The 21,668-nt window shown below is 47.5% G+C and carries 20 protein-coding genes; 17 read left to right on the forward strand and 3 right to left on the reverse strand.

Features of this window, described 5'->3' with window-relative positions; translation table 11 throughout:
• The first annotated feature begins 122 nt into the window (after nucleotides 1-122).
• From polA to coaE, 4 genes are all read left to right on the forward strand, one after another.
• Complete coding sequence (polA, locus tag ACVC9U_RS04065) at nucleotides 123-2,762, forward strand: DNA polymerase I (protein ID WP_009329361.1); 2,640 nt, start codon at nucleotides 123-125, stop codon at nucleotides 2,760-2,762.
• Nucleotides 2,763-2,780: 18 nt separating this feature from the next.
• On the forward strand, nucleotides 2,781-3,608 hold the full coding sequence (gene mutM / locus ACVC9U_RS04070) for a DNA-formamidopyrimidine glycosylase (RefSeq protein WP_441390140.1): 828 nt from the start codon (nucleotides 2,781-2,783) through the stop codon (nucleotides 3,606-3,608).
• Between the two features lie 178 nt (nucleotides 3,609-3,786).
• The gene (gene ytaF / locus ACVC9U_RS04075) at nucleotides 3,787-4,461 is read left to right on the forward strand and encodes a sporulation membrane protein YtaF (protein ID WP_254926394.1); all 675 of its coding nucleotides are present in this window, start codon (nucleotides 3,787-3,789) and stop codon (nucleotides 4,459-4,461) included.
• Between the two features lie 17 nt (nucleotides 4,462-4,478).
• Nucleotides 4,479-5,084 carry a dephospho-CoA kinase gene (gene coaE / locus ACVC9U_RS04080; protein WP_003184302.1) on the forward strand — a complete coding sequence of 202 codons (606 nt, stop codon included), beginning with the start codon at nucleotides 4,479-4,481 and terminating at the stop codon, nucleotides 5,082-5,084.
• 26 nt (nucleotides 5,085-5,110) lie between these two features.
• On the opposite strand, the gene ACVC9U_RS04085 is transcribed toward coaE, so the two are convergent.
• Nucleotides 5,111-6,595, reverse strand: a complete 1,485-nt coding sequence (locus tag ACVC9U_RS04085; RefSeq protein ID WP_073410699.1) for a pectate lyase family protein — start codon at nucleotides 6,593-6,595, stop codon at nucleotides 5,111-5,113.
• A 251-nt stretch (nucleotides 6,596-6,846) separates the two neighbouring features.
• Between ACVC9U_RS04085 and ACVC9U_RS04090 the strand changes: the two genes are divergently transcribed.
• From ACVC9U_RS04090 to thrS, 10 genes are all read left to right on the forward strand, one after another.
• Nucleotides 6,847-7,869 carry a glyceraldehyde-3-phosphate dehydrogenase gene (locus tag ACVC9U_RS04090; protein WP_003184298.1) on the forward strand — a complete coding sequence of 341 codons (1,023 nt, stop codon included), beginning with the start codon at nucleotides 6,847-6,849 and terminating at the stop codon, nucleotides 7,867-7,869.
• Nucleotides 7,870-8,105: 236 nt separating this feature from the next.
• Nucleotides 8,106-8,492, forward strand: a complete 387-nt coding sequence (gene speD / locus ACVC9U_RS04095) for an adenosylmethionine decarboxylase (RefSeq protein WP_441390141.1) — start codon at nucleotides 8,106-8,108, stop codon at nucleotides 8,490-8,492.
• 181 nt (nucleotides 8,493-8,673) lie between these two features.
• Entirely contained in the window at nucleotides 8,674-9,066 is a 393-nt protein-coding gene (locus ACVC9U_RS04100; protein ID WP_003184295.1) for a hypothetical protein, read from the forward strand.
• Between the two features lie 15 nt (nucleotides 9,067-9,081).
• Nucleotides 9,082-9,540 (forward strand): transcriptional regulator NrdR, encoded by a 459-nt coding sequence (gene nrdR, locus ACVC9U_RS04105; protein WP_003184292.1) that lies wholly within the window; start codon nucleotides 9,082-9,084, stop codon nucleotides 9,538-9,540.
• A 116-nt stretch (nucleotides 9,541-9,656) separates the two neighbouring features.
• Nucleotides 9,657-11,081, forward strand: a complete 1,425-nt coding sequence (gene dnaB, locus ACVC9U_RS04110; RefSeq protein ID WP_003184290.1) for a replicative helicase loading/DNA remodeling protein DnaB — start codon at nucleotides 9,657-9,659, stop codon at nucleotides 11,079-11,081.
• Nucleotides 11,082-11,098: 17 nt separating this feature from the next.
• On the forward strand, nucleotides 11,099-12,031 hold the full coding sequence (dnaI, locus tag ACVC9U_RS04115; RefSeq protein ID WP_011198187.1) for a primosomal protein DnaI: 933 nt from the start codon (nucleotides 11,099-11,101) through the stop codon (nucleotides 12,029-12,031).
• 38 nt (nucleotides 12,032-12,069) lie between these two features.
• The gene (locus ACVC9U_RS04120; RefSeq protein ID WP_254926393.1) at nucleotides 12,070-12,483 is read left to right on the forward strand and encodes a TVP38/TMEM64 family protein; all 414 of its coding nucleotides are present in this window, start codon (nucleotides 12,070-12,072) and stop codon (nucleotides 12,481-12,483) included.
• Entirely contained in the window at nucleotides 12,458-12,703 is a 246-nt protein-coding gene (locus tag ACVC9U_RS04125) for a TVP38/TMEM64 family protein (RefSeq protein ID WP_441390142.1), read from the forward strand. The genes ACVC9U_RS04120 and ACVC9U_RS04125 overlap by 26 nt, the downstream gene beginning before the upstream one ends.
• A gap of 77 nt (nucleotides 12,704-12,780) precedes the next feature.
• Nucleotides 12,781-13,623 carry a putative sporulation protein YtxC gene (gene ytxC / locus ACVC9U_RS04130; protein WP_009329355.1) on the forward strand — a complete coding sequence of 281 codons (843 nt, stop codon included), beginning with the start codon at nucleotides 12,781-12,783 and terminating at the stop codon, nucleotides 13,621-13,623.
• Nucleotides 13,624-13,966: 343 nt separating this feature from the next.
• On the forward strand, nucleotides 13,967-15,898 hold the full coding sequence (gene thrS / locus ACVC9U_RS04135; protein ID WP_003184282.1) for a threonine--tRNA ligase: 1,932 nt from the start codon (nucleotides 13,967-13,969) through the stop codon (nucleotides 15,896-15,898).
• A 31-nt stretch (nucleotides 15,899-15,929) separates the two neighbouring features.
• Here thrS and ACVC9U_RS04140 read toward each other — a convergent pair whose 3' ends face one another.
• Nucleotides 15,930-16,742: an HAD family hydrolase gene (locus tag ACVC9U_RS04140; RefSeq protein ID WP_025805119.1), complete on the reverse strand. Its 813-nt coding sequence runs from the start codon at nucleotides 16,740-16,742 to the stop codon at nucleotides 15,930-15,932.
• A 252-nt stretch (nucleotides 16,743-16,994) separates the two neighbouring features.
• Between ACVC9U_RS04140 and ACVC9U_RS04145 the strand changes: the two genes are divergently transcribed.
• The 3 genes from ACVC9U_RS04145 (at nucleotide 16,995) to ACVC9U_RS04155 (ending at nucleotide 19,863) form a co-directional block, all read left to right on the forward strand.
• The gene (locus tag ACVC9U_RS04145; protein WP_003184279.1) at nucleotides 16,995-17,222 is read left to right on the forward strand and encodes a DUF3923 family protein; all 228 of its coding nucleotides are present in this window, start codon (nucleotides 16,995-16,997) and stop codon (nucleotides 17,220-17,222) included.
• A gap of 159 nt (nucleotides 17,223-17,381) precedes the next feature.
• Nucleotides 17,382-19,166, forward strand: coding sequence for a sensor histidine kinase (locus tag ACVC9U_RS04150; protein WP_003184277.1), 1,785 nt, complete (start codon nucleotides 17,382-17,384; stop codon nucleotides 19,164-19,166).
• Nucleotides 19,141-19,863 carry a LytR/AlgR family response regulator transcription factor gene (locus tag ACVC9U_RS04155; protein ID WP_003184275.1) on the forward strand — a complete coding sequence of 241 codons (723 nt, stop codon included), beginning with the start codon at nucleotides 19,141-19,143 and terminating at the stop codon, nucleotides 19,861-19,863. Before ACVC9U_RS04150 ends, ACVC9U_RS04155 begins: the two co-directional genes overlap by 26 nt.
• Nucleotides 19,864-19,918: 55 nt before the next feature.
• On the opposite strand, the gene ACVC9U_RS04160 is transcribed toward ACVC9U_RS04155, so the two are convergent.
• Entirely contained in the window at nucleotides 19,919-21,475 is a 1,557-nt protein-coding gene (locus tag ACVC9U_RS04160) for an alkaline phosphatase D family protein (protein WP_016885581.1), read from the reverse strand.
• Nucleotides 21,476-21,668: the final 193 nt, after the last annotated feature.

The following is a 21,668-nucleotide window of genomic DNA, read 5'->3' on the forward strand; positions in this document are numbered from 1 at the left end:
TTTATTTTTCTGCGAAATCACTCTCATTTTCCTTTCAAAATGAACTTTGCTAAAATAAAATAAGCAAATATGATCACGAAGTTGAATGGAAGCTGACGAATCGGCTCCTTAGGAGGATAAAGATGACTGAAAGAAAAAAATTAGTATTGGTTGACGGAAACAGCCTGGCTTACCGTGCGTTTTTCGCCCTGCCTCTTCTCAGCAATGAAAAAGGGATACATACAAACGCGGTGTACGGTTTTACCACGATCTTAATGAAGATGCTTGAAGAGGAAAAACCGACCCACATGCTCGTCGCTTTTGATGCGGGGAAAACGACATTCAGACATAAAACGTTTAAAGAATATAAAGGCGGCAGACAAAAAACGCCGCCGGAGCTGTCAGAGCAATTGCCGTTTATCCGCGAGCTGCTCGACGCATATAGAATCTCAAGGTATGAGCTTGAAAACTACGAGGCCGATGATATTATCGGCACCCTTGCCAAATCAGCGGAAAAAGACGGATTTGAAGTGAAGATTTTTTCCGGCGACAAGGACCTGACACAGCTGGCTACAGAAGGAACGACGGTCGCCATCACAAAAAAGGGCATTACAGATGTCGAATACTATACGCCTGAACATGTCCGGGAAAAGTACGGACTTACCCCTGAACAGATCATTGATATGAAAGGGCTGATGGGAGACTCGTCAGACAATATTCCAGGCGTGCCGGGAGTCGGCGAAAAGACGGCGATCAAGCTTTTGAAACAGTTCCATACAGTAGAGGAGCTGCTGTCGTCAATAGACGAAGTCAGCGGAAAAAAACTGAAAGAAAAGCTTGAAGAATTTAAAGAACAGGCTTTGATGAGCAAAGAGCTTGCGACGATTACGACAGAAGCGCCGCTTGAAGTCAGCCTCGATTCCCTCGGATATGAAGGTTTTGACAGGGAAGCGGTCGTCAAGATTTTTAAAGATCTCGGCTTTCATTCTTTGCTCGAAAGGATTGGCGAAGAGGCGGGAGAGAAAGAAGAAGAACAGTTGGAAGAGATCGATGTCATGATCAAAACAGACATCACGGATGACTTGTTTGCGTCACCGGCTTCACTCGTAGTCGAACAGCTCGGCGACAATTATCACGAGGCGCCGATCCTCGGTTTTTCGATCGTCAACGAACACGGCGCTTTCTTCATTCCGGAAGAGACGGCCGTTCAGTCGGACTGTTTTAAAGAATGGGCCGAAGATGAGTCGAAAAAGAAATGGGTGTTTGATGCAAAACGTGCGGCGGTCGCTTTGCGCTGGCGGGGCATTGAACTGAAAGGCGCTGAGTTTGACGTTCTTCTTGCGGCCTATATCATCAACCCGGGGCACTCCTACGATGATGTGGCAAGCGTTGCGAAAGAACATCAATTACACATCGTTTCAGCAGATGAAGCGGTCTACGGAAAAGGAGCGAAACAGGCGGTTCCGGATGAGAAGGAGCTTGCCGACCATTTAGCCAGAAAGGCGAAGGCGATATCGCTGCTGCGCGAAAAGCTCCTTGATGAACTGGAAGAAAACGAGCAGCTCGAACTGTTTGAAGCGCTCGAAATGCCCCTCGCCCACATTCTCGGTGAGATGGAATCGATCGGTGTCCAAGTCGATGTCGACAGACTGAAAAAAATGGGTGAAGAACTGTCCGCTAAATTAGCGGAATACGAGAAAAAAATCCACGAGTCAGCAGGTGAAACCTTCAACATTAATTCACCAAAGCAGCTCGGTGTGATTTTGTTTGAAAAACTCGGGCTGCCTGTCGTCAAAAAAACAAAAACGGGCTATTCAACTTCAGCCGATGTGCTTGAAAAGCTGCGCGATAAACATGTCATTATCGAAGATATCCTGCACTACAGGCAGATTGGCAAGCTCCAGTCCACATACGTAGAAGGGCTTTTGAAAGTGATCAAAAAAGACAGCCATAAAGTGCATACCCGCTTTAATCAAGCTTTAACACAGACGGGAAGGCTCAGCTCAACCGATCCGAATCTGCAAAATATACCGATCCGCCTTGAGGAGGGCCGCAAAATCCGGCAGGCGTTTGTCCCTTCGCAAAAAGGCTGGCTCATATTTGCGGCGGATTACTCACAGATCGAGCTGAGGGTTCTCGCCCACATTTCAAAGGATAAAAATTTGATTGAAGCGTTCACGAACGATATGGACGTTCACACAAAAACGGCGATGGACGTTTTTCATGTATCAGAAGAAGAAGTCACCCCTGCGATGAGAAGGCAGGCGAAAGCAGTCAATTTCGGAATCGTCTACGGAATCAGCGACTACGGCTTGTCGCAAAACCTGGGAATTACAAGAAAGGAAGCGGCAGCGTTTATTGAACGCTATTTCCACAGCTTCCAGGGAGTCAAAGAATACATGGAAGAGACCGTTCAGGAAGCGAAGCAGCGAGGCTATGTAACGACTCTTTTAAGCCGGAGGCGGTATATACCGGAATTGACGAGCCGGAATTTCAATCTGCGCAGCTTTGCCGAACGGACGGCGATGAACACACCGATCCAGGGAAGCGCCGCAGATATTATTAAAAAAGCGATGATCGACATGGCGGACAAGCTGAAAGAAAAAAATCTCCAGGCCAAACTGCTGCTGCAGGTTCATGACGAATTGATTTTTGAAGCGCCTGAAGATGAAATCAAAGTGCTTGAAAAACTGGTTCCGGAAGTCATGGAACATGCATTGGAGCTCGATGTTCCACTGAAAGTGGACTGCGCTTCAGGGCCTTCATGGTACGATGCAAAATAGAGAAAAGGAAGTGATGATGTGCCGGAATTACCAGAAGTCGAAACAGTCCGGCACACTCTTGCCGGGCTTGTAAGAGGGAAAACGATCGATGCGGTTGATGTCAGATGGACAAAAATCATAAAACGTCCGGAGGAGCCTGAGGAATTCGCAAGGCTCCTGGCCGGCCAGACGATTCAGTCGATCGGAAGAAGGGGAAAATTCCTGTTGTTTCATCTTGATGACTGTGTCATGGTTTCCCATTTGAGAATGGAAGGAAAGTACGGGCTTCATCAAAACGATGAACCCCTTGATAAACATGTGCACGTCATTTTCAGGTTCACGGACGGAAGCGAGCTGCGCTACCGGGATGTCAGAAAGTTCGGCACCATGCATTTGTTTAAGCAGGGAGAGGAACTGACAGAGCTGCCTCTCAGGCAGCTCGGCCCCGAGCCCTTCAGCAGCGAATTTACAGCCGATTACTTAAGAGAGCGCCTGAAGAAAACAAACCGCTCGGTGAAAACCGCGCTGCTCGATCAGCGGACAGTCGTCGGACTGGGCAATATTTATGTCGACGAGGCTTTGTTCAGAGCCGGTATCCATCCCGAGGCAACAGCGAACAAGCTCACAAAAAAACAGACGGTTCTTCTCCATAAAGAGATCATTCAAACGTTAAAGGAAGCTGTTGAAGCAGGGGGAAGCACAGTCAGATCTTACATCAATTCACAAGGTGAGATCGGCATGTTCCAGCTCAAACTTTTCGTTTACGGCAGGAAAGACGAACCTTGTAAAAAATGCGGATCTCCAATTGAAAAAACAGTCGTTGGCGGAAGGGGCACGCATTTTTGCATAAAGTGCCAGAAAAAATGACAATCGCATAGAAGGACAAAAGCAAGCCGTATCATGGTTCAAGCTGTCGGTGCATACGCTCCATATAGCTGTTAAAAGCAAGCTTTAAGGTGTGATGTTTCTTTTTCGGGTGAACAACACACGGATGGTTTTCTTCTTTCATATATATAAGAAGCCTAGAAAGCTGCCTTTAGGCTGCATGACTTACACTGCTCGCATCAACAGAAAGGAAGAGCCTGATATGATGTTTGCATCTTTCTTGCTGCTGGCATTTGCCGTCAGCTTGGACAGTTTTTCAGTCGGATTTACTTACGGATTGCGAAAGCTGAAAATCCCATTTAAAGCGATTTTGATTATTGCTTTTTGCTCTGGTGCCGTGATGTATATTGCCATGATGATCGGAACCCTTTTGGCGAAATTCCTGCCCGTTGTCGTAACAGAAAGGCTCGGAGCCGTCATCTTAATGGGGATCGGCGCATGGGTGCTGTATCAGTTTTTCAGGCCGGAGAAAGAACAGGATCTCGTCTTCTCTGAAAAAACGCTCATTAACCTTGAATTGAAATCGCTCGGAATCGTGATACACATATTAAGAAAACCGACAAGCGCCGACATTGATAAATCAGGAATCATTACCGGTATAGAAGCTTTCCTTCTAGGTTTCGCCCTCTCTATTGACGCGTTCGGCGCAGGGATCGGCGCGGCCGCGCTGGGCTTTTCCCCTGTACCGATGAGCATTACGGTAGGCATCATGAGCTCATTGTTCGTATTTTGCGGAATACAGGCAGGCCGATTTTTATCGAAATGGAACTGGATGGATAAACTGACCTTTCTTCCCGGTATATTGCTGATTATGATCGGCATCTGGAAACTGTAAGAAGGAGGTGCAGGCCTTTGACATTGGTCATCGGATTAACCGGGGGGATTGCCAGCGGCAAAAGTACTGTCGCGCAAATGTTCCAGCAGTGCGGCATCACGGTCGTCGATGCGGACGTGATCGCGAAAGAGGCCGTTGAACAGGGGATGCCCGCTTATCAGAAAATCGCTGAGACATTTGGTGAAGGCGTGCTGCTTGAAACAGGCGATATCGACCGGAGAAAACTTGGAGAAATTGTTTTTGCTAATGAAGAAAAAAGGCTGCAGTTAAATGCAATCGTCCATCCCGAAGTGAGAAAAATGATGATCAAGCAGCGCGACGAAGCCATCCGGGCCGGTGAACGGTTTGTTGTTCTCGATATTCCGCTTTTATATGAAAGCGGGCTCGAACATTTGACAGATAAAGTGATCGTTGTCTGGGTTCCGATGGAGCTTCAGCTTGAGCGGCTGATGAAAAGAAACCGGCTTAATAAAGACGAGGCGCTGAACAGAATTCACGCCCAGCAATCTCTTGACGAAAAAAAGAAAAGGGCAGACGCGGTGATCGATAACAGCGGCAGTCTGAAAGATACAGAAGCGCAGCTTCATCAGCTGCTTGATACATGGTCAAATATTGAAAAGTGAGCGCAATGTCGCGCTCACTTTTTTGATTAGTCTTTTTTAAACTGGCTGTAATTCGCATAGTACAGAGCGGTGCGCTGCGCACCTGCGTACCGTTTGGCAAAAGCTTTGGCATTGCCGGCCTTCATCGTCCGATAGCTGTAGTTGGATGAAGGTGTCCAGCTTGTCTCAGGCGATTTCTGCCCCTTTATCGCCGGATATGACCCGACATCTTTAAACGCGCCGTCTCCGTAATCATCCAGTATGCCTTTCTCATTGCCCGTGCCGAAGTAATTGGCTTCAGAATATATTTTCGCCAATGTCGTAATCGTGAAGCCAAGGTGGTAATTGTTGATATAATTGTTTTTCACGTGATAATAGCCGTAACGCATCAACCCGGGCGCCCTGACATAGAGATTCTCAAAGCGGCTGTGGCTGATTGTCATCCGCGGATAGCCATTATATATACTGTGGTATTGCTTGTCATCTTGAGGCCAGCCGAGAATCAGGCCGTACCTGTGGTCTGTGAATGTGCTGTGCGACAGTGTGACGTAATCGGCTTTAGCGCCGACGTATAAGAGCTTGTCGAGATCGTGGCCGTTTGCCGTATAGCTGTGGCCTTGGAATGTGACGTGGTCAATCCAGTAGTTTCTCGAATCGGTAATGTAAACAGGGATGTCATTGTTTTCATTTATGGATGCATCATGTGCAATGACCAGATTTTTGAAAATAACGTTGCCAGAGTCCGCTTTTGTTTTAAAGTAAATGTTATTCAGCTTATGTTTTTCATACGAGCCGATGATTGTTTTATTGGCGCCCACCGTTAATACCGTTTTGGCTGAAGCGCCGATATTGCTGGAGACGACAATCGTGCGCGGCGTTGAATCTTCAATATTGGCCTTCAGTTCGCCCAGATTATTGACATAGACGACTTTTCCAAGCAGGCCGCCGGTTGTGCCTGTTTTCTGCTTGCCGTTCGTTTCCCTTGCATAGCCTGCGAAACCTTCGAGCCCGTCGCTTGGAAGCTTCCACTTTTGGACGGAGCTGCCCGTATATTTGGCAAGCTTCACTCCGCTGCCGTCCAGTGTCAGTGCAAGGCTGCTGTTTTGTGCACTGACGATTTTATACGTGATAAAATCTCCGTTTCCGTCTTTGTCGGCCCCGATGATATTCCACAACTCTTCCTTCCGTGAATTGTCATAGTAGACCACAGCCGGATTATTGTCTGACAGTGCGTAATGGGCAGGGATGATAATTTTGCCGCTATCCATATTTCTGATTTTGAATTGTTTGCCGTCAGACGTATCAAGCCTCCATCTTTCTTCTTTTTCTCCGCTCGTCTGTTTTGCTGTTAGCGGTGCGTTGTCTTGATTCCCGGCGGGCGTAATATTTAAGCCTGATGAGCTTTCCAGCCTGATCATCTGTTCCGGATAATCTTCGTTTGCCGCAGAAGCAGCGACTGTACCTAATAAAAAATAAATGCCGGCCGCAGCCAAAAAAGAAATGATAAAAGATGCGTTTTTGATCAGTTTCATGGTTGTCCTTCCTTGAAGACACTGCCTTCTGTCGGTGAAAATTTAGCGCTGTTGCAAATTGTAGCACCAAAGGTGTATTTGAAATATATGCTTTAGGGCCGATTTTTTTTAGTCTTTTGTTCACGATTTCACAAAAGTGCGTAAATTTGCTGTGAAAGCAACAAATGGTATGGCTAATTAAAAATAATGTGTTATACTTATTTTGAATAAATCATGATGTGGAATGACATAAAATAAGGGGTGCATATTTGATGAAAGTGAAAGTTGCGATAAACGGATTCGGCCGAATCGGCAGAATGGTGTTTAGAAAAGCGATGCTTGATGAACAGATTGACATTGCGGTGATCAATGCGAGCTATCCTCCGGAAACGCTCGCTCATTTAATAAAGTATGACACAAATCACGGCCGTTATGAACTTGATGTAAAGGCTGGAGACGACTGCCTGTTCGTTAACGGTAAAAAGGTCATGCTGACCAATCAGAGGGACCCTAAGCTTCTTCCATGGGGACAATACGGGATCGACATCGTCGTGGAAGCGACGGGGAAATTCAACTCAAAGGAAAAAGCGGAAGCACATATTGAAGCCGGCGCGAAAAAAGTTATTTTGACGGCGCCGGGCAAAAATGAAGACATCACAATTGTAATGGGTGTCAACGAACGCGATTTTGATGCGGAGCGTCATACGATTATTTCAAACGCTTCCTGTACGACGAATTGTCTCGCTCCAGTCGCAAAAGTGCTTGATGATGCATTCGGCATTGAAAACGGCCTGGTGACAACCGTACACGCTTTTACAAATGATCAAAAAAATATTGATAATCCGCACAAAGACTTGAGGAGGGCGCGCGCCTGCGGATCTTCGATCATTCCGACAACGACAGGCGCCGCGAAAGCGCTGTCACTTGTCATGCCCCATTTAAAGGGTAGAATGCACGGCCTGGCCCTGCGCGTTCCCGTCTCAAATGTGTCGCTCGTTGACCTTGTGGCTGATTTGAAAAGCGATGTGACGTCGGAGGATATTAATGAGGCGTTCCGCATGGCGGCGGCAGGCTCCATGTCCGGGATCATCGATGTATGCGATGAACCGCTCGTTTCATCCGATTTTAATACGAATCCATACTCGGCGGTGATCGACAGTCTTTCGACAATGGTGCTTGAAAACAGAAAGGTGAAAGTGCTCGCATGGTATGACAATGAATGGGGATATTCGTGCAGGGTTGTCGATTTGATCAGATACGCGGCTTCAAGAATGAAACACCCCTCAGCTGTATAAAATAAGAGCATGGACGGATAAAAAAATAAATACCCCTTAACCATCAAATGATAAAACCGCCTTGCAAAAAATATTCAAACAAAGTATACTATTTTTCGTGAACTTCTAGTTCGTGAGCGCTTCGGCATTACTTAAAGGGTTAGGACCTCTCCGGACTAACTTTCCCCCGTGGTAATTGACCGGTTCAGTTGCTTGGAAATTCACTTTTTTAATTCTTGTTAAGGGGGGTCCATGCTATGGAAACAATGGGGCGTCACGTTATCTCCGAACTGTGGGGATGCGATTTTGATAAGCTGAATGACATGGATTTTATTGAAAAATCGTTTGTAAATGCGGCACTGAAGTCAGGTGCTGAGGTACGTGAGGTAGCCTTTCATAAGTTTGCGCCTCAAGGTGTAAGCGGAGTCGTGATTATTTCAGAATCTCACTTGACCATTCACAGTTTTCCTGAACACGGATATGCCAGCATTGATGTTTATACTTGCGGAGATTTAGATCCGAACGTAGCTGCCGATTATATCGCAGAAGAGTTAAGAGCGGAAACAAGAGAGAACATTGAAATACCGAGAGGCATGGGACCTGTTCAGGTGAAACAGGCCAAAGCCAAAGCACAGGCACTTTAATGCCGATAGAGGAGCTGGATGAAAAAGCGGACACCGCTTTTAAAATCCGCTCCTTTTTCTTTCCTCTCCCGAAAATCCCCAAACCATATTCCCCGGCATTCTCTTGCTGTTTTGTTTTCCCTTGGAAATCAACCATTTTTTTAATAAAATATAGAGAAGAAAGACAAAGGGGACAGGGGATATGAGTCTTTTTCAAAACATTCAACGGTTTTTTTCTACACACGCCGAAACGTCTGACCGCCATCCTTCGGAAGAGCTGAAGAGCCGCTATTATAAAGCGGCGTCAAAAGAAGCGCTCAATGCTGTAAAGGAAGTGCTGGAAGGCCTTGACGGCTGCAAGGTGACGTCAGTGTCGGAGGAAAGAGGAGAAATCAGCGCCGAAGTTAAAAAAACGAGAAAAGCTTTTGTGGTGGCGACAGTCGTTTCGATTCGGCCTTTTGATACAGCGGTGGACTTTAATGTGTCAACTGAAACGTTTTTGCCGACCGATTTTGGCTACAGCCGCGGGCTTGTCTCGACGCTATACAGCGAACTGGACGGAAAGCTGCAGGAATCTGTACATTCAAACAATTGAATAGGAGCTGAAAAAATGAAATGTCCAGCATGTCAGCATAATGGGACGAGGGTTTTGGACTCCCGTCCGGTTGACGAAGGCAGATCGATTCGCAGAAGACGCGAATGCGAATCGTGCAACTATCGATTTACTACATTTGAAAAAGTGGAAGAAATTCCGCTCATCGTCGTAAAAAAAGAAGGAATCCGGGAAGAATTCAGCCGCGAGAAAATGCTCCGCGGTTTGATCAAAGCGTGCGAAAAGCGCCCTGTCGCCTTGAAGCAGCTTGAGGATATTTGCTTTGAAATTGAAAAAGAGCTTAGAAATCAAGGCGTTTCTGAAGTGAAAAGCGACATGATCGGAGAAATGGTGATGGACAGGCTTGCGAAAATCGACGAAGTCGCATATGTACGGTTTGCTTCAGTATACCGCCAATTTAAAGATATTAACGTATTTATCGACGAGCTGAAAGATTTAATAAAGAAAGAACGGTAAAGAGCTGTAAATTGATCCAGCTCTTTTCTCATGACAAAAACACAGTCGTGTGACATGAAAGCCTGAAAAAGGTGTAAAATGAGGACAAGAAACAAAGTGGAAGGTTGACAAAAGATATGAGTAATTATTGGAAAGATTTGCTTCCTGTCGATCCGTATGTTGTCAAAAGCAGCGGATTGCTGCAGGACTTGGACCGGCAAATTGTCACGCTATTGTATCAGCCTTTAATCGGCTCTTTTTCGTTCAGCTTGTTTCTCACGCTGTGGGGAGAGCTGGAGCAAAACAGAGTCTGGGGAAAAAGCTCGACTCACAGACAGCTGATGGCGGCGATGCAGACCAGCCTGAAGACGATTCACTCAGAAAAGGAAAAGCTTGAGGGGATCGGACTGTTGAAAACTTATATAAAAGAAACGGAACACGAACGTTTGTTTATATATGAATTGATTCCGCCGCTCAGACCGGACGAGTTCTTTCAGGACGGCATGCTGAATGTCTTCTTGTACAACCGCGTCGGAAAGGCGAGGTTTCAGCAGCTGAAAGAATATTTTTCCCACCCGTCTGTTCCTGAAGAAGCACGGGACATCACCCGTTCTTTCAATGAAGTTTTTGCATCTGTCCAGCCGAGCGAATGGAAGATGTCCGACGATATGATCGAAGCGATGGAGCTTCGCGAAGATCATGAATGGATGAAAGAAGGGAATAGCCAACCGGCAGCAGTCACAGACGGCGCCTTTGACTTTCAACTGTTTCTCGCCGGTTTATCTGACACGCTTATCCCGAGAAAAGCGCTGACAGACCAAGTAAAGGAAACGATTAAAAAGCTGGCCTTTCTCTACGGTATCGAACCGCTTCAGATGCAAAACGTCGTCATGTCAGCCGTTGACGAACACGATATGATCACGACAGAGGCGCTCAGAAAAGCGGCGAGCGACTGGTATCAGATCGAGCGCGGCGGCCCGCTTCCGGAACTCGTCGACAAAGTGCAGCCGATGAATCTCCGCGAACAGCCGAATCAACAGTCGTCCACAAACGCCAAGGAAGACAATTTGATCGCTTTGCTTGAGCAAGTATCGCCAAGAAAGCTGCTGCAGGATATTGGCGGCGGAGCGGAACCATCCAAAGCCGATCTGAAAATTATAGAAGAAATTATGCTTGACCAAAAATTAGAGCCCGGCGTCATCAATGTTCTGATTTATTATGTCATGCTGAAAACCGATATGAAGCTTTCGAAAAATTACACGCAAAAAATCGCTTCCCACTGGGCCAGAAAAAAAGTTCGTACGGTTAGAGAGGCCATGAAGCTTGCGAAAGAAGAAAACCGCCAATATCTTGAATGGGCGGAAGGGAAGAAAAAGACTTCCCGGAACAAGAAAGTCATCAGAGAAGAAAAGCTGCCTGATTGGCTTCGGGAAAGTGACGATGCTGACAGCAAACCGCTGGAAACAGAGCAGGCTGGTCCTGCAACCAGAGAAGGCTTTGACCAGCAGAAACAGAAGCTGCTCGAAGAAGTAAAAAAACTGAAAAACCATTCCGCTCTTTAATGTGAGGTGACAAGATGATGGAGCCGATTAAACGCGCTTTGCAAGGCGTGACGACGAGACCCGATTTTAAAAAACGCCTTGAAGATATGAAAGAAAAAGTGCTCTCTGACAAGGATGTTCAGGCGTTTTTAAACAGCCGCCAGTCAGAAGTGGATCAAGGAATGATCGACAGGAGCCTTAACAAGCTTTATGAATATACACAGCAAAGCAAAGCATGCCAAGACTGCCCGGGTCTGAAAGAATGCAAAAACCTGATACAGGGTTATCATCCAAAGCTTGTGCTGAACGGAAAAACAATCGATGTTCAATACGATAGGTGTCCGGAAAAAAAGAAAGCGGACGAGAGGGAAAGACAGAGGTCGCTGATTAAAAGCATCTATATTCAACAGGATCTTCTGAATGCTACGTTTGCCGATATTGACGGAGATGACCCGAGCAGATTGAAGGTCCTTCAGCTTGTGACGGGATTCTTGCATGACTATAACGAAACGGGAAAGGGAAAAGGCATTTACGTCTACGGGAAGTTCGGGGTCGGAAAGACCTTTATGCTGGCCGCCATTGCAAATGAGCTTGCCGCAAAGGATCATCCGTCCATTCTCGTCTATGTTCCTGAATTTGTCAGGGAGCTGAAAAATGCGATACATGATCAGTCGCTTGAGGAAAAGCTTGATATGGTCAAGTCTACGCCGATTCTGATGCTCGATGACATCGGTGCGGAGTCCATGTCAAGCTGGGTGAGGGATGAGGTGCTCGGCGCCATCCTTCAGCACAGAATGTCCCAGCAGCTGCCGACGTTTTTCTCTTCAAACTTTGATCCTGATGAACTGAAACACCATTTCACCTATTCGCAAAGGGGAGAAAAAGAAGAAGTAAAAGCGGCAAGGCTGATGGAAAGGGTGCTGTATTTAGCGACGCCTGTCCGGCTGGACGGGAAAAACCGGCGTCAGTAATCATTTGACACCGAGCTTCAATCACGGAGATGAAGAAGATGCGAAAAAGAACCTTGGCCAAATGGACGGTAATCGCCGTAATCGCGGCGGCCGGACTATGGCTGAATGCGAAATACCTGAATCTGAGCCCTGCTCATATAAGAGAAGGCGTCTTATCCTTTGGGATTTTCGCCCCGTTGATCTATATCGGACTATTGATGATCCGGCCGTTTTTGCTGCTTCCTGCTTCCGTTTTCGCCGTCAGCGGCGGCCTCGCATTCGGTCCGCTGTTTGGCTCTTTGTATTCTTTTATCGGTGCGGCAGGCGGTGCATTTTTATCATTCGCTCTTGCATACAGGCTCGGCGGATACTTTCCAGCACATGCCGCTGAAGCTCGACAGCCTGCGGACGCTTTTGCGGAAAAACGGCTTTTTCTGCATTTTGCTCTTGAGGCTGGCGCCGATTCATTTTGACGCGGTCAGCTATGCGGCAGGCGTTTCCAAAGTGAAGCCTCTGTCGTTTGCCCTGGCGACGGCCGCGGGTATCATACCGGGCACCATTATTTTAAACGTGCTCGGGTCAAGCCTCTTGACCGGCGACATCATAGCGATTGCGGTTACAGCCGCAATTTACCTGATATTCATTACAGTGCCGCTTTTGTTCAGAAAAAAAGTGCAGGCGCTCCTCGATTAAGGGCTCATCCTTTTTTTACGTCTATTTTATTTGTCACCCCCATATACATGTAACAGATGTTGTTAGGGGGGACAAACATGCTTGAAATTACATTTGAAGATGATTATGATACAGCCGCGTTTTTGCATCTCCTTCGCAATGCGGATGCGAATCGGCATATCAGGATTCACGAAGCGCCAGGGAAGATCGGAATTGAAAAGACCCATTCCTCTGTCAGTATTCAGGCCTATATTGAGCCGGTTCTGACGAGATTTTTTACAGAATGCAAAGAAGATGAATACATGCTTTCGGTCATTGAAGGCGATTATTACTTTTTGGACCGGGATGAACAGCAGCAGATTCTTCAATTGGCCCACAGCATTATGGAGGGCGAACTTGAAGGGCTTCCTCTCAACAAGGACGACACCCCTCGCGAACATTACATCATTCAGGAGCTCCAAGCGATCTGTCTTGAGGAAAACGTCTTTTCGATTCGGTCATTTATGACGTTTCGCCTTGCGAAGTATTATGAACGCCTCAGATCTTATGTGGAGGCGGCGATCGACGAGTATAAAATGGAGCAGGAATATCAGACATTCATTCAATCGCTGAGAGACTACGTCATGTCGAAAGAGCCGATGCTTGACCATGTCCACATTGTGCACGACGGTTACTTTGTATTGTGGGAATTAAAGTATATTTCTGAACGGGAACAAAAAAAATACATAGACAGGCGGTTCGTAAGAGAACACCCAATGTATATTGATTCCCATCTCCTGGCTCCGCTCGTATCGATTGCGCCGGAAAAAATAGACCTCTATACAGAAGACCGGGAACACGCCATGGTTCAGACCATTCAAAATATTTTTCAGGAGAGGGTGCGGATTCTTCCGCTTGGCGCCTTTCATCCGCGGGAAAACATTTTGGAAGAGCATTCTTGATTTTGCGTGAAAAACAATTTATAATACGGTATAAACTTAAAGATATCATGTATTGATAAGGACATGAAAAGATGAACACCGGTTTGACAGAGAGGGAGACCATGGCTGAAAGTCTCTTATGCCAAGGATCATTTTTTTACCGCCTTTGAACATCAGTTGTGAACGGCAATTTGTCTAGTAATGACTGACGGGACTTCCCGTTACAGAACCGAAAGCCGAGAGCGCGCCGGGTTTTTTGCGTTTTCGGGAAAAAGGGTGGAACCACGAATTCCGTTTATTAATCCTCGTCCCTTTCTTAGGGGGACGGGGATTTTTTATTTTGTAAAAAAAAGGAGTGACTAGGATGTCAGATATGGTAAAAATCAAATTTCCTGACGGAGCGGTTAAGGAGTTTGCAAAAGCGACGACAACAGAAGATATCGCGGCATCAATCAGTCCCGGCTTAAAGAAAAAAGCGATAGCGGGGAAATTAAACGGCAAAGAAATCGATCTGCGCGCACCGATCCTTGAGGACGGCGCCATCGAAATCATTACAGAAGGCAGCGAAGAAGCGCTTGAAATCATGCGCCACAGTACTGCACACTTAATGGCCCAGGCGATCAAGCGCCTGTATAAAAACGTGAAGCTCGGGGTCGGCCCGGTTATCGAAAACGGCTTCTACTACGACGTGGATTTGGAAGAAGCGCTGACTCCGGAAGACCTTCCGAAGATTGAGAAGGAAATGAAAAAAATCGTCGGGGAAAATCTGCCGATCGTAAGAAAAGAAGTCAGCCGAGAGGAAGCCAGAGCCCTGTTTGCCGAAATCGGCGATGATCTGAAATTGGAACTGCTTGATGCGATTCCGGAAGGCGAGACGGTATCGATCTATGAGCAGGGCGAATTCTTCGATCTGTGCCGCGGTGTTCACGTTCCTTCGACGGGCAAAATCAAGGAGTTCAAGCTGCTGAGCCTTGCGGGGGCATACTGGCGCGGAGACAGCAACAACAAGATGCTCCAGCGCATCTATGGGACGGCTTTCTTCAAAAAAGCCGAGCTTGAAGAGCATCTTCGCCTCCTTGAGGAAGCGAAAGAACGCGACCACAGAAAACTCGGAAAAGAACTGAAGCTGTTCGCCAATTCGCAAAAAGTCGGCCAGGGTCTGCCGCTTTGGCTGCCAAAGGGTGCGACCATCAGACGCGTCATCGAGCGCTATATCGTTGACAAAGAGCTCGCGCTCGGCTATGAGCACGTGTACACCCCTGTCCTCGGCAGCAAAGACCTGTATGAAACATCAGGCCACTGGGATCATTATCAAGACGGCATGTTCCCGCCGATGGAGATGGACAATGAAACACTTGTGCTTCGTCCGATGAACTGTCCGCACCATATGATGATTTATAAAAACGACATTCACAGCTACCGTGAGCTTCCGATCCGGATCGCCGAGCTCGGAACGATGCACCGCTATGAAATGTCAGGGGCTCTTTCAGGGCTGCAGCGCGTCCGCGGAATGACGCTGAATGACGCCCACATTTTCGTCCGTCCAGATCAAATCAAAGACGAGTTCATTCGAACTGTCCGCCTGATTCAGGATGTATACGAAGACTTCGGACTGGAAGAGTATTCATTCCGCTTGTCTTACCGCGACCCTGAAGATACAGAGAAATACTACGATGACGATGAAATGTGGAACAAAGCGCAATCGATGCTGAAGGAGGCGATGGACGAGATCGGCCATGATTATTACGAAGCTGAAGGGGAAGCGGCCTTCTACGGACCGAAGCTTGACGTTCAGGTCAAAACAGCAATCGGCAAAGAGGAAACTCTGTCAACTGTTCAGCTGGACTTCCTTCTTCCTGAAAAATTCGATCTGACATATGTCGGGGAAGACGGAAAACCTCATCGTCCGGTCGTCATTCACAGAGGTGTCGTATCGACAATGGAACGCTTTGTCGCTTTCTTAATTGAGGAGCATAAAGGCGCATTGCCGACATGGCTTGCCCCTGTTCAGTTCCAGGTCATCCCTGTATCGCCGTCTGTGCATCTTGACTACGCCAAAAAAGTTCAAGAGCGCCTGCAGCGTGAAGGGCTTCGCGTTGAAGTCGATACCCGCGACGAGAAAATCGGCTATAAAATCCGTGAAGCGCAGATGCAAAAAATCCCTTACATGCTTGTCGTCGGCGACCAGGAAGTTGAAAACGAAGCCGTCAACGTCCGCAAATACGGAGAGCAAAAATCAGAAACGGTTGCAATTGCAGACTTTATCAAAAAAGCCGTTGCTGAAGCAAAGAAATAAACAAGAAAAAAGCATGATTCCCGCCCGGGAGTCATGCTTTTTTGCTTAGCTTGTCCGCTGCTTGTCCGCGGAGGATATCGAACAGTTCGCTTAAATGGCTGATTTCGTGATCAGGTGCAACATCAGTTTCATTCTTTTTGCCTTTGCGGTTGACCCAGACGGTTTGGATGCCTGCTCTGGAAGCCCCGAGAATGTCGGTGTTCAAGTTGTCTCCGACCATCACGGCATCATCTTTTGTCATGCCGAGGAGGGTGAGGCAGTGTTCAAATATGCTTGGATCAGGCTTTCCTTTTCCGAATTCACCGGAAATCACGATTTCATTAAAATAAGGAGCAAGTTCCGGTACGCCTGCCAACTTTTCTTTCTGCAGGCTCGGATCGCCGTTTGTCAGCAAAAGAAGCTCTACTTTTCCTTTCAGCTCATCTAAAACGGCAAATGTTTCTTCATAAACAAAAGGGCTCTTTCGGCGCACTGCCGCAAAATATTCGCCGAGTTCTTCCCCGAAGGCGGGATCGTCGATGCCAAACGCCTTCAATCCGTTTGTCCATGCGTTTCTTCTGTATTCGGGAACAATTTTGTTCAGTTTTTGAAACCCTTCGCTGATCGGCTCGCTGAAGTTTGACCACAGGCCTTCAAATGGGTTGATGCCGATCATGACGGTGTATGGATATGTTTCATAAGACGTGTAAAGCTTTCGCGCTGCTTCGCGCACGGCTGCTTCAAATTCTTCCGCATGGATTCCGTATTTTTCTTCAGCTTTAAGGCACGTTTTGGAAAATGCTGTACTGACGCTTTTTTCATCCCAGAGCAATGTATCGTCTAAATCAAAAAATACGGCTTTCATCATCTTCTCCTCTGCCATTAATTTATAGAATTCTCTCATTTATTTTACAATAGATCAAAGGGATGTGAAAGAAATGATTTAAGAATGTGATGTAATGCAGTATCAAAGTATGAAAGCTTCTTGAATATGATAAAATGAAACGAAATCTATTGTTTGGAAAACGTTTCTAAGATCTATTTGATGATGGTGATGCTGGCCCATGCGCGGGAGGAAGAATCGTTTTATAGTTGAGGAGATGGAAGGAATGGTATTGTGAAAAAACGCTGGGTATTTTGGTGGATTTGCAACATATTGTGGACGGCCGTTTTTGTAATCGGAGCAGCTGTTGTTTGGCTGAGAGATGTTGATGGCGCTGGTGTTGCTCAAACACCTGAACTTAAATTAATAGCATTTATCGTTTTGTTAATTGCATTTATATTTCCATTCATCATTCAAGTTGTGTGGCTGATTGTTAATTTCAAAGTGGGAAGCAGCAAATAAGTAAACGGCGGCAGACAATTGCTGCCTTTTTTATTTTGCTCATGAAGCGGTTTTGGCCGTTAAAAGGTTTTAAGGCCATGCCGTCTCAAAGAGTGAATAAAGAGAGGTATGATAGAATAAGAGCAGATTCCGATTCAGAAAGAAAGCAAGGGGAAGTACATGGTCCAACTCATGATTATGATGCTGGAGAGAGTGGGGATCATCGTCATTCTGGGCTTTATGTTGGCCCATATGAAGGTGTTCCGTCAGCACCTACAGCATCCGGAAGGGTATAAGGGCAAGGGAGTTCTCATCTTTATTTTTTCCTTGTTCAGCATCATCAGCAACTATACAGGCATTGAAATCCGGGAGCGCGAGATTTTGAACAATGACTGGATTTTCGCAATCGACCCGTCAAGCTCGATTGCCAATACGAGAATTCTCGGCGTCGAAATCGGCGGCTTGATCGGAGGGCCGTTTGTCGGAGCGGGTGTCGGACTGCTCTCAGGCATTCACCGTTTTTCACTGGGAGGGACGACGGCTTTGAGCTGCGCGGTTTCTTCACTGCTGGCAGGTGTCATTGCGGGTTATATCGGCAGCTTTTTCAGGAATCGGCACCAGATGGTGACACCGCGGGTAGCCGCTCTTGCGGGCATTTGTATGGAGGGCCTGCAGATGCTTATGATTCTCGTGCTTGCAAAACCGCAGGCTGAGGCACTTGCGCTTGTTCAGATGATCGGCATTCCAATGACGATTGTCAACGGGACGGGCAGCTTTATTTTTCTATCGATCATTCAGTCTATTATCCGCAAAGAGGAACAGGCGCGGGCCGTTCAGACCCATAAGGTATTTTCGATAGCGGATCAGACGCTTCCTTTTTTCCGCCGGGGACTGAATGAGGATTCCTGCAAAAGCGCCGCTCTCATTATACACCGCATGACAGGGACGGATGCCGTATCGATTACGGATAGAGAGAACATTCTCGCTCATGTCGGAGATGGAGCAGATCATCATATTCCTTCGAAAAATCTGATCACCGGTTTATCGAAAAAAGTCATTCAAACCGGAAAGGTCATGAAAGTGAAGTCGCGCGATGAAATCGAGTGTGCGCACCGTTCCTGTCCGCTGCAGGCGGCGATCGTACTGCCGCTCTTCTCCAACCGCGAAACAATCGGCACGCTGAAGCTGTACTTCAAGCACCCGTCCGGTCTTAACCGTGTGACGGAAGAGCTGGCCGAAGGGCTTGCCATGCTTTTTTCCACTCAGCTAGAACTCGGTGAGGCTGAGCTGCAAAGCAAGCTTTTGAAAGATGCCGAAATCAAGGCGCTTCAGGCGCAGGTCAATCCGCACTTTTTATTTAATGCCATCCATACGATTTCTGCTCTGTGCAGGACAGATCCGGAAAAAACGCGAAAACTTCTCTTGCAGCTGAGCGTTTATTTTCGTTCCAATCTGCAGGGAGCCAGGCAGCTGATGATTCCGCTTTCAAAAGAGCTGAATCATCTGGAAGCCTATTTATCATTGGAGCAGGCCCGATTTCCGGGCAAGTATCATATTGATTTTCATATCGAGGACGGCCTTGAAAATATGGAAATCCCTCCTTTTATCTTGCAGCTGCTCGTTGAAAACGCGCTTCGCCATGCATTCCCGAGAAAACAAAAGGTATGCACGGTAAAAGTATGCGCTGTGAGAGAGCGGGACGGCGTTTTGATGAAGGTGTCAGACAACGGCAGGGGAATTAATCCGGAGATGCTTGGACAGCTGGGGCAGGCGCCCGCCCCTTCAAAGGAAGGAAATGGGACGGCGCTTTACAATGTGAACCAGCGGCTCACCGGTTTGTTCGGGCACCAGGCTGCTCTGCAGATTGCCAGCGAACTTGATAAAGGAACAGAGATATCCTTCAAGATTCCTTTTCAAACCGAAAGAGAGGGGAACAGAGATGCTCAAGGTATTAATCGTGGATGATGAAATGTTTGCGCGGGACGAGCTGAGATATTTACTAGAGCAGACTGAAGAAGTGGATGCGATTGACGAAGCTGAACATATCGAAGAAGCGTTTGACAAAATGGCGGATCGCAAACCCGATATCCTCTTTTTGGACATCGATCTGTCAGGGGAGAACGGTTTTGACATTGCGCAGCGGCTGAAAAAAATGTCGGCGCCTCCGGCTGTCGTTTTTGCGACCGCTTATGATGAATATGCGCTGAAAGCATTTGAAGTGGATGCGATTGATTATTTGACAAAGCCGTTTGATGAGGAGCGAATCAGACAGACAATCCACAAATATAAAAGGATGCGCCCCGGCAAACAGGAGGAGCGGCAGCTTGCAGGCCACCACAGGCTGGCTCTCAGCATTGACGAATCGATCGTCGTGCTCGATCCCGATGAAATCGTATACGCCGGGTTAGAAGGCGGACACGTCACAGTGAAGACTTTTGATCAGGCATACACGGTTCACGATACATTGGTTGTACTCGAACAAAAGCTTTCGCAGACGGCATTGATCAGGGTGCACAGAAGTTTTCTCGCAAATATGGATCATATTAAACAGGTCAAACCCTGGTTCAATTCGACATACAACCTCCTGATGAAAGACGGCTCCACGATCCCTGTCAGCCGTACATACGCGAAAGAGCTGAAAAAACGGCTGCATATGGTGTGAAAAAATGATCAGCGGCGGTGAAGGGCTTAATTCGTCTTTCACCGCCGTTTTTTAGCTAAAACATGCGCTGGAGCCCGGGGCGTCCTGCTTCAACGGCGAACTTGGCATAAGTTGAGGCTGGAGCGCCGGGACGTGTGATATAAGGAAGAACCTGAAAGTCGGCTTCGAGCTGCCGGGGCGTCAAGCGGCAGCGAACATAGCCGCGCTGTGCATTGTACAGTTTGACATGCGGGTTTCCGAGCCAGATCGGCGCCAAAGAATCGGTCTCGCTGCCGTCAGCGTCCGAAGATATCGAAGTTGTGATCAGCTCGGTTCCGATTGTCGCTGACCCCGCATCATCGAAGTCCGCTTTTAAGTCGGCGGCGGCATGTCTGTGGATATCCCCTGTCAGTACAACGGGGTTTTGGATGCCGTATGCCTTGTATGCGGAAAAAAGCCTATCGCGGCAAGCGGGAAAGCCGTCCCACTGGTCTGTGCTGTACTCAACTCCAGGACCTGTGTCGCGGTCGATTTGAGCCAGCACGACTTGCTGGACTAAAAAGTTCCAAATCGTGTCAGACCGGCTCAAGCCGTGAAAAAGCCAGCGCTCCTGGTCAAATCCGAGTATGGAGCGGGATGGCTCAAGCCGTTCAGCCTCATTTGCCGGAAAATTATTGCGGTACTGCCGGGTGTCCAAAACATTGAATTCAGCCAGGTTTCCATAGCGGAACCGCCTGTACATCAGCATGTCAGGCCCCTTTGGAATCGATGTGCTGCGGATCGGGATATTTTCATAGAAAGCTTGATACGCCGCTGCGCGCTGCCGGAGAAAATCGTCCGGAGAAGCATTGTATTGCGAATGGATGCCGGCATAATTGTTTTCAACCTCATGGTCATCCATCGTCACAACCCAGGGAGCCAGCGCATGAATGGCCTGAAGGTCCGGATCTGTCTTAAAAAGAGAATATCTGAGTCTGTATTGGCTGAGGGTAACGGTTTTTGCGTTGTGGGCAGCGGATAAAGTCACATCGCGGAAAAGATTTTTAGCATTAATGGCATATTCATAAATATAGTCTCCGAGGAAAAAAACAACGTCCGGATGGTCTTCGGCCATATGCCGGTAAGCCGTAAAATACCCGTGGTACCAAGCTTGGCACGAGGCGAGGGCGAACGACATCCCCTTGATGTCGGCGTGCGGGGCAGGCGCGGTTTTTGTACGGCCTGTCCGGCTGATTTCCCTGCCCGCTTTAAACCTGTACCAATAATAGCTTCCCGGCTTTAAACCGTGCACTTCAACATGAACGGAGTGGGCAAGCTCAGCGAGCGCAGAGGACGTCCCGCGCTTCACCACTTTGTGAAAATGTTCATCTTCAGCTACTTCCCACTGAACAGGGACAGCTTTGTCAGGCATTCCCCCTAATCCGTCTTCGGCAAGCGGATCGGGGCCAAGCCTCGTCCAGATGACAAACCCGTCGGGATGCGGGTCTCCTGAAGCCACTCCAAGCTTGAATGGATAATCTGCAAATCGGGGCGCGCCTGCGGCGATTGAAGCGTCTTCAGGCATCAAGCCGCGCCTTGCCAAAGATGCAAATTCGCCAGACGGAACAAAGCGGCCTCCTCTTGAATGGTCCATGGGTCAGGGCCTCCTCATCAATTTCTCATTAACCACTATACGATCAGCTTAGCTTCATTAGCACATTCTGGAATTTAAATAATTGTGAAGAATTTGCAAAGCCGGAAGAGTGATTTGCATTTCAGCTTCCCATTTCTGCAATTGAGGGGCCGTATCCGGCAAGTTATTTTGAAAACGCTTTTTTGGGGAGGCT

Source organism: Bacillus sp. GM2 (assembly GCF_056155945.1).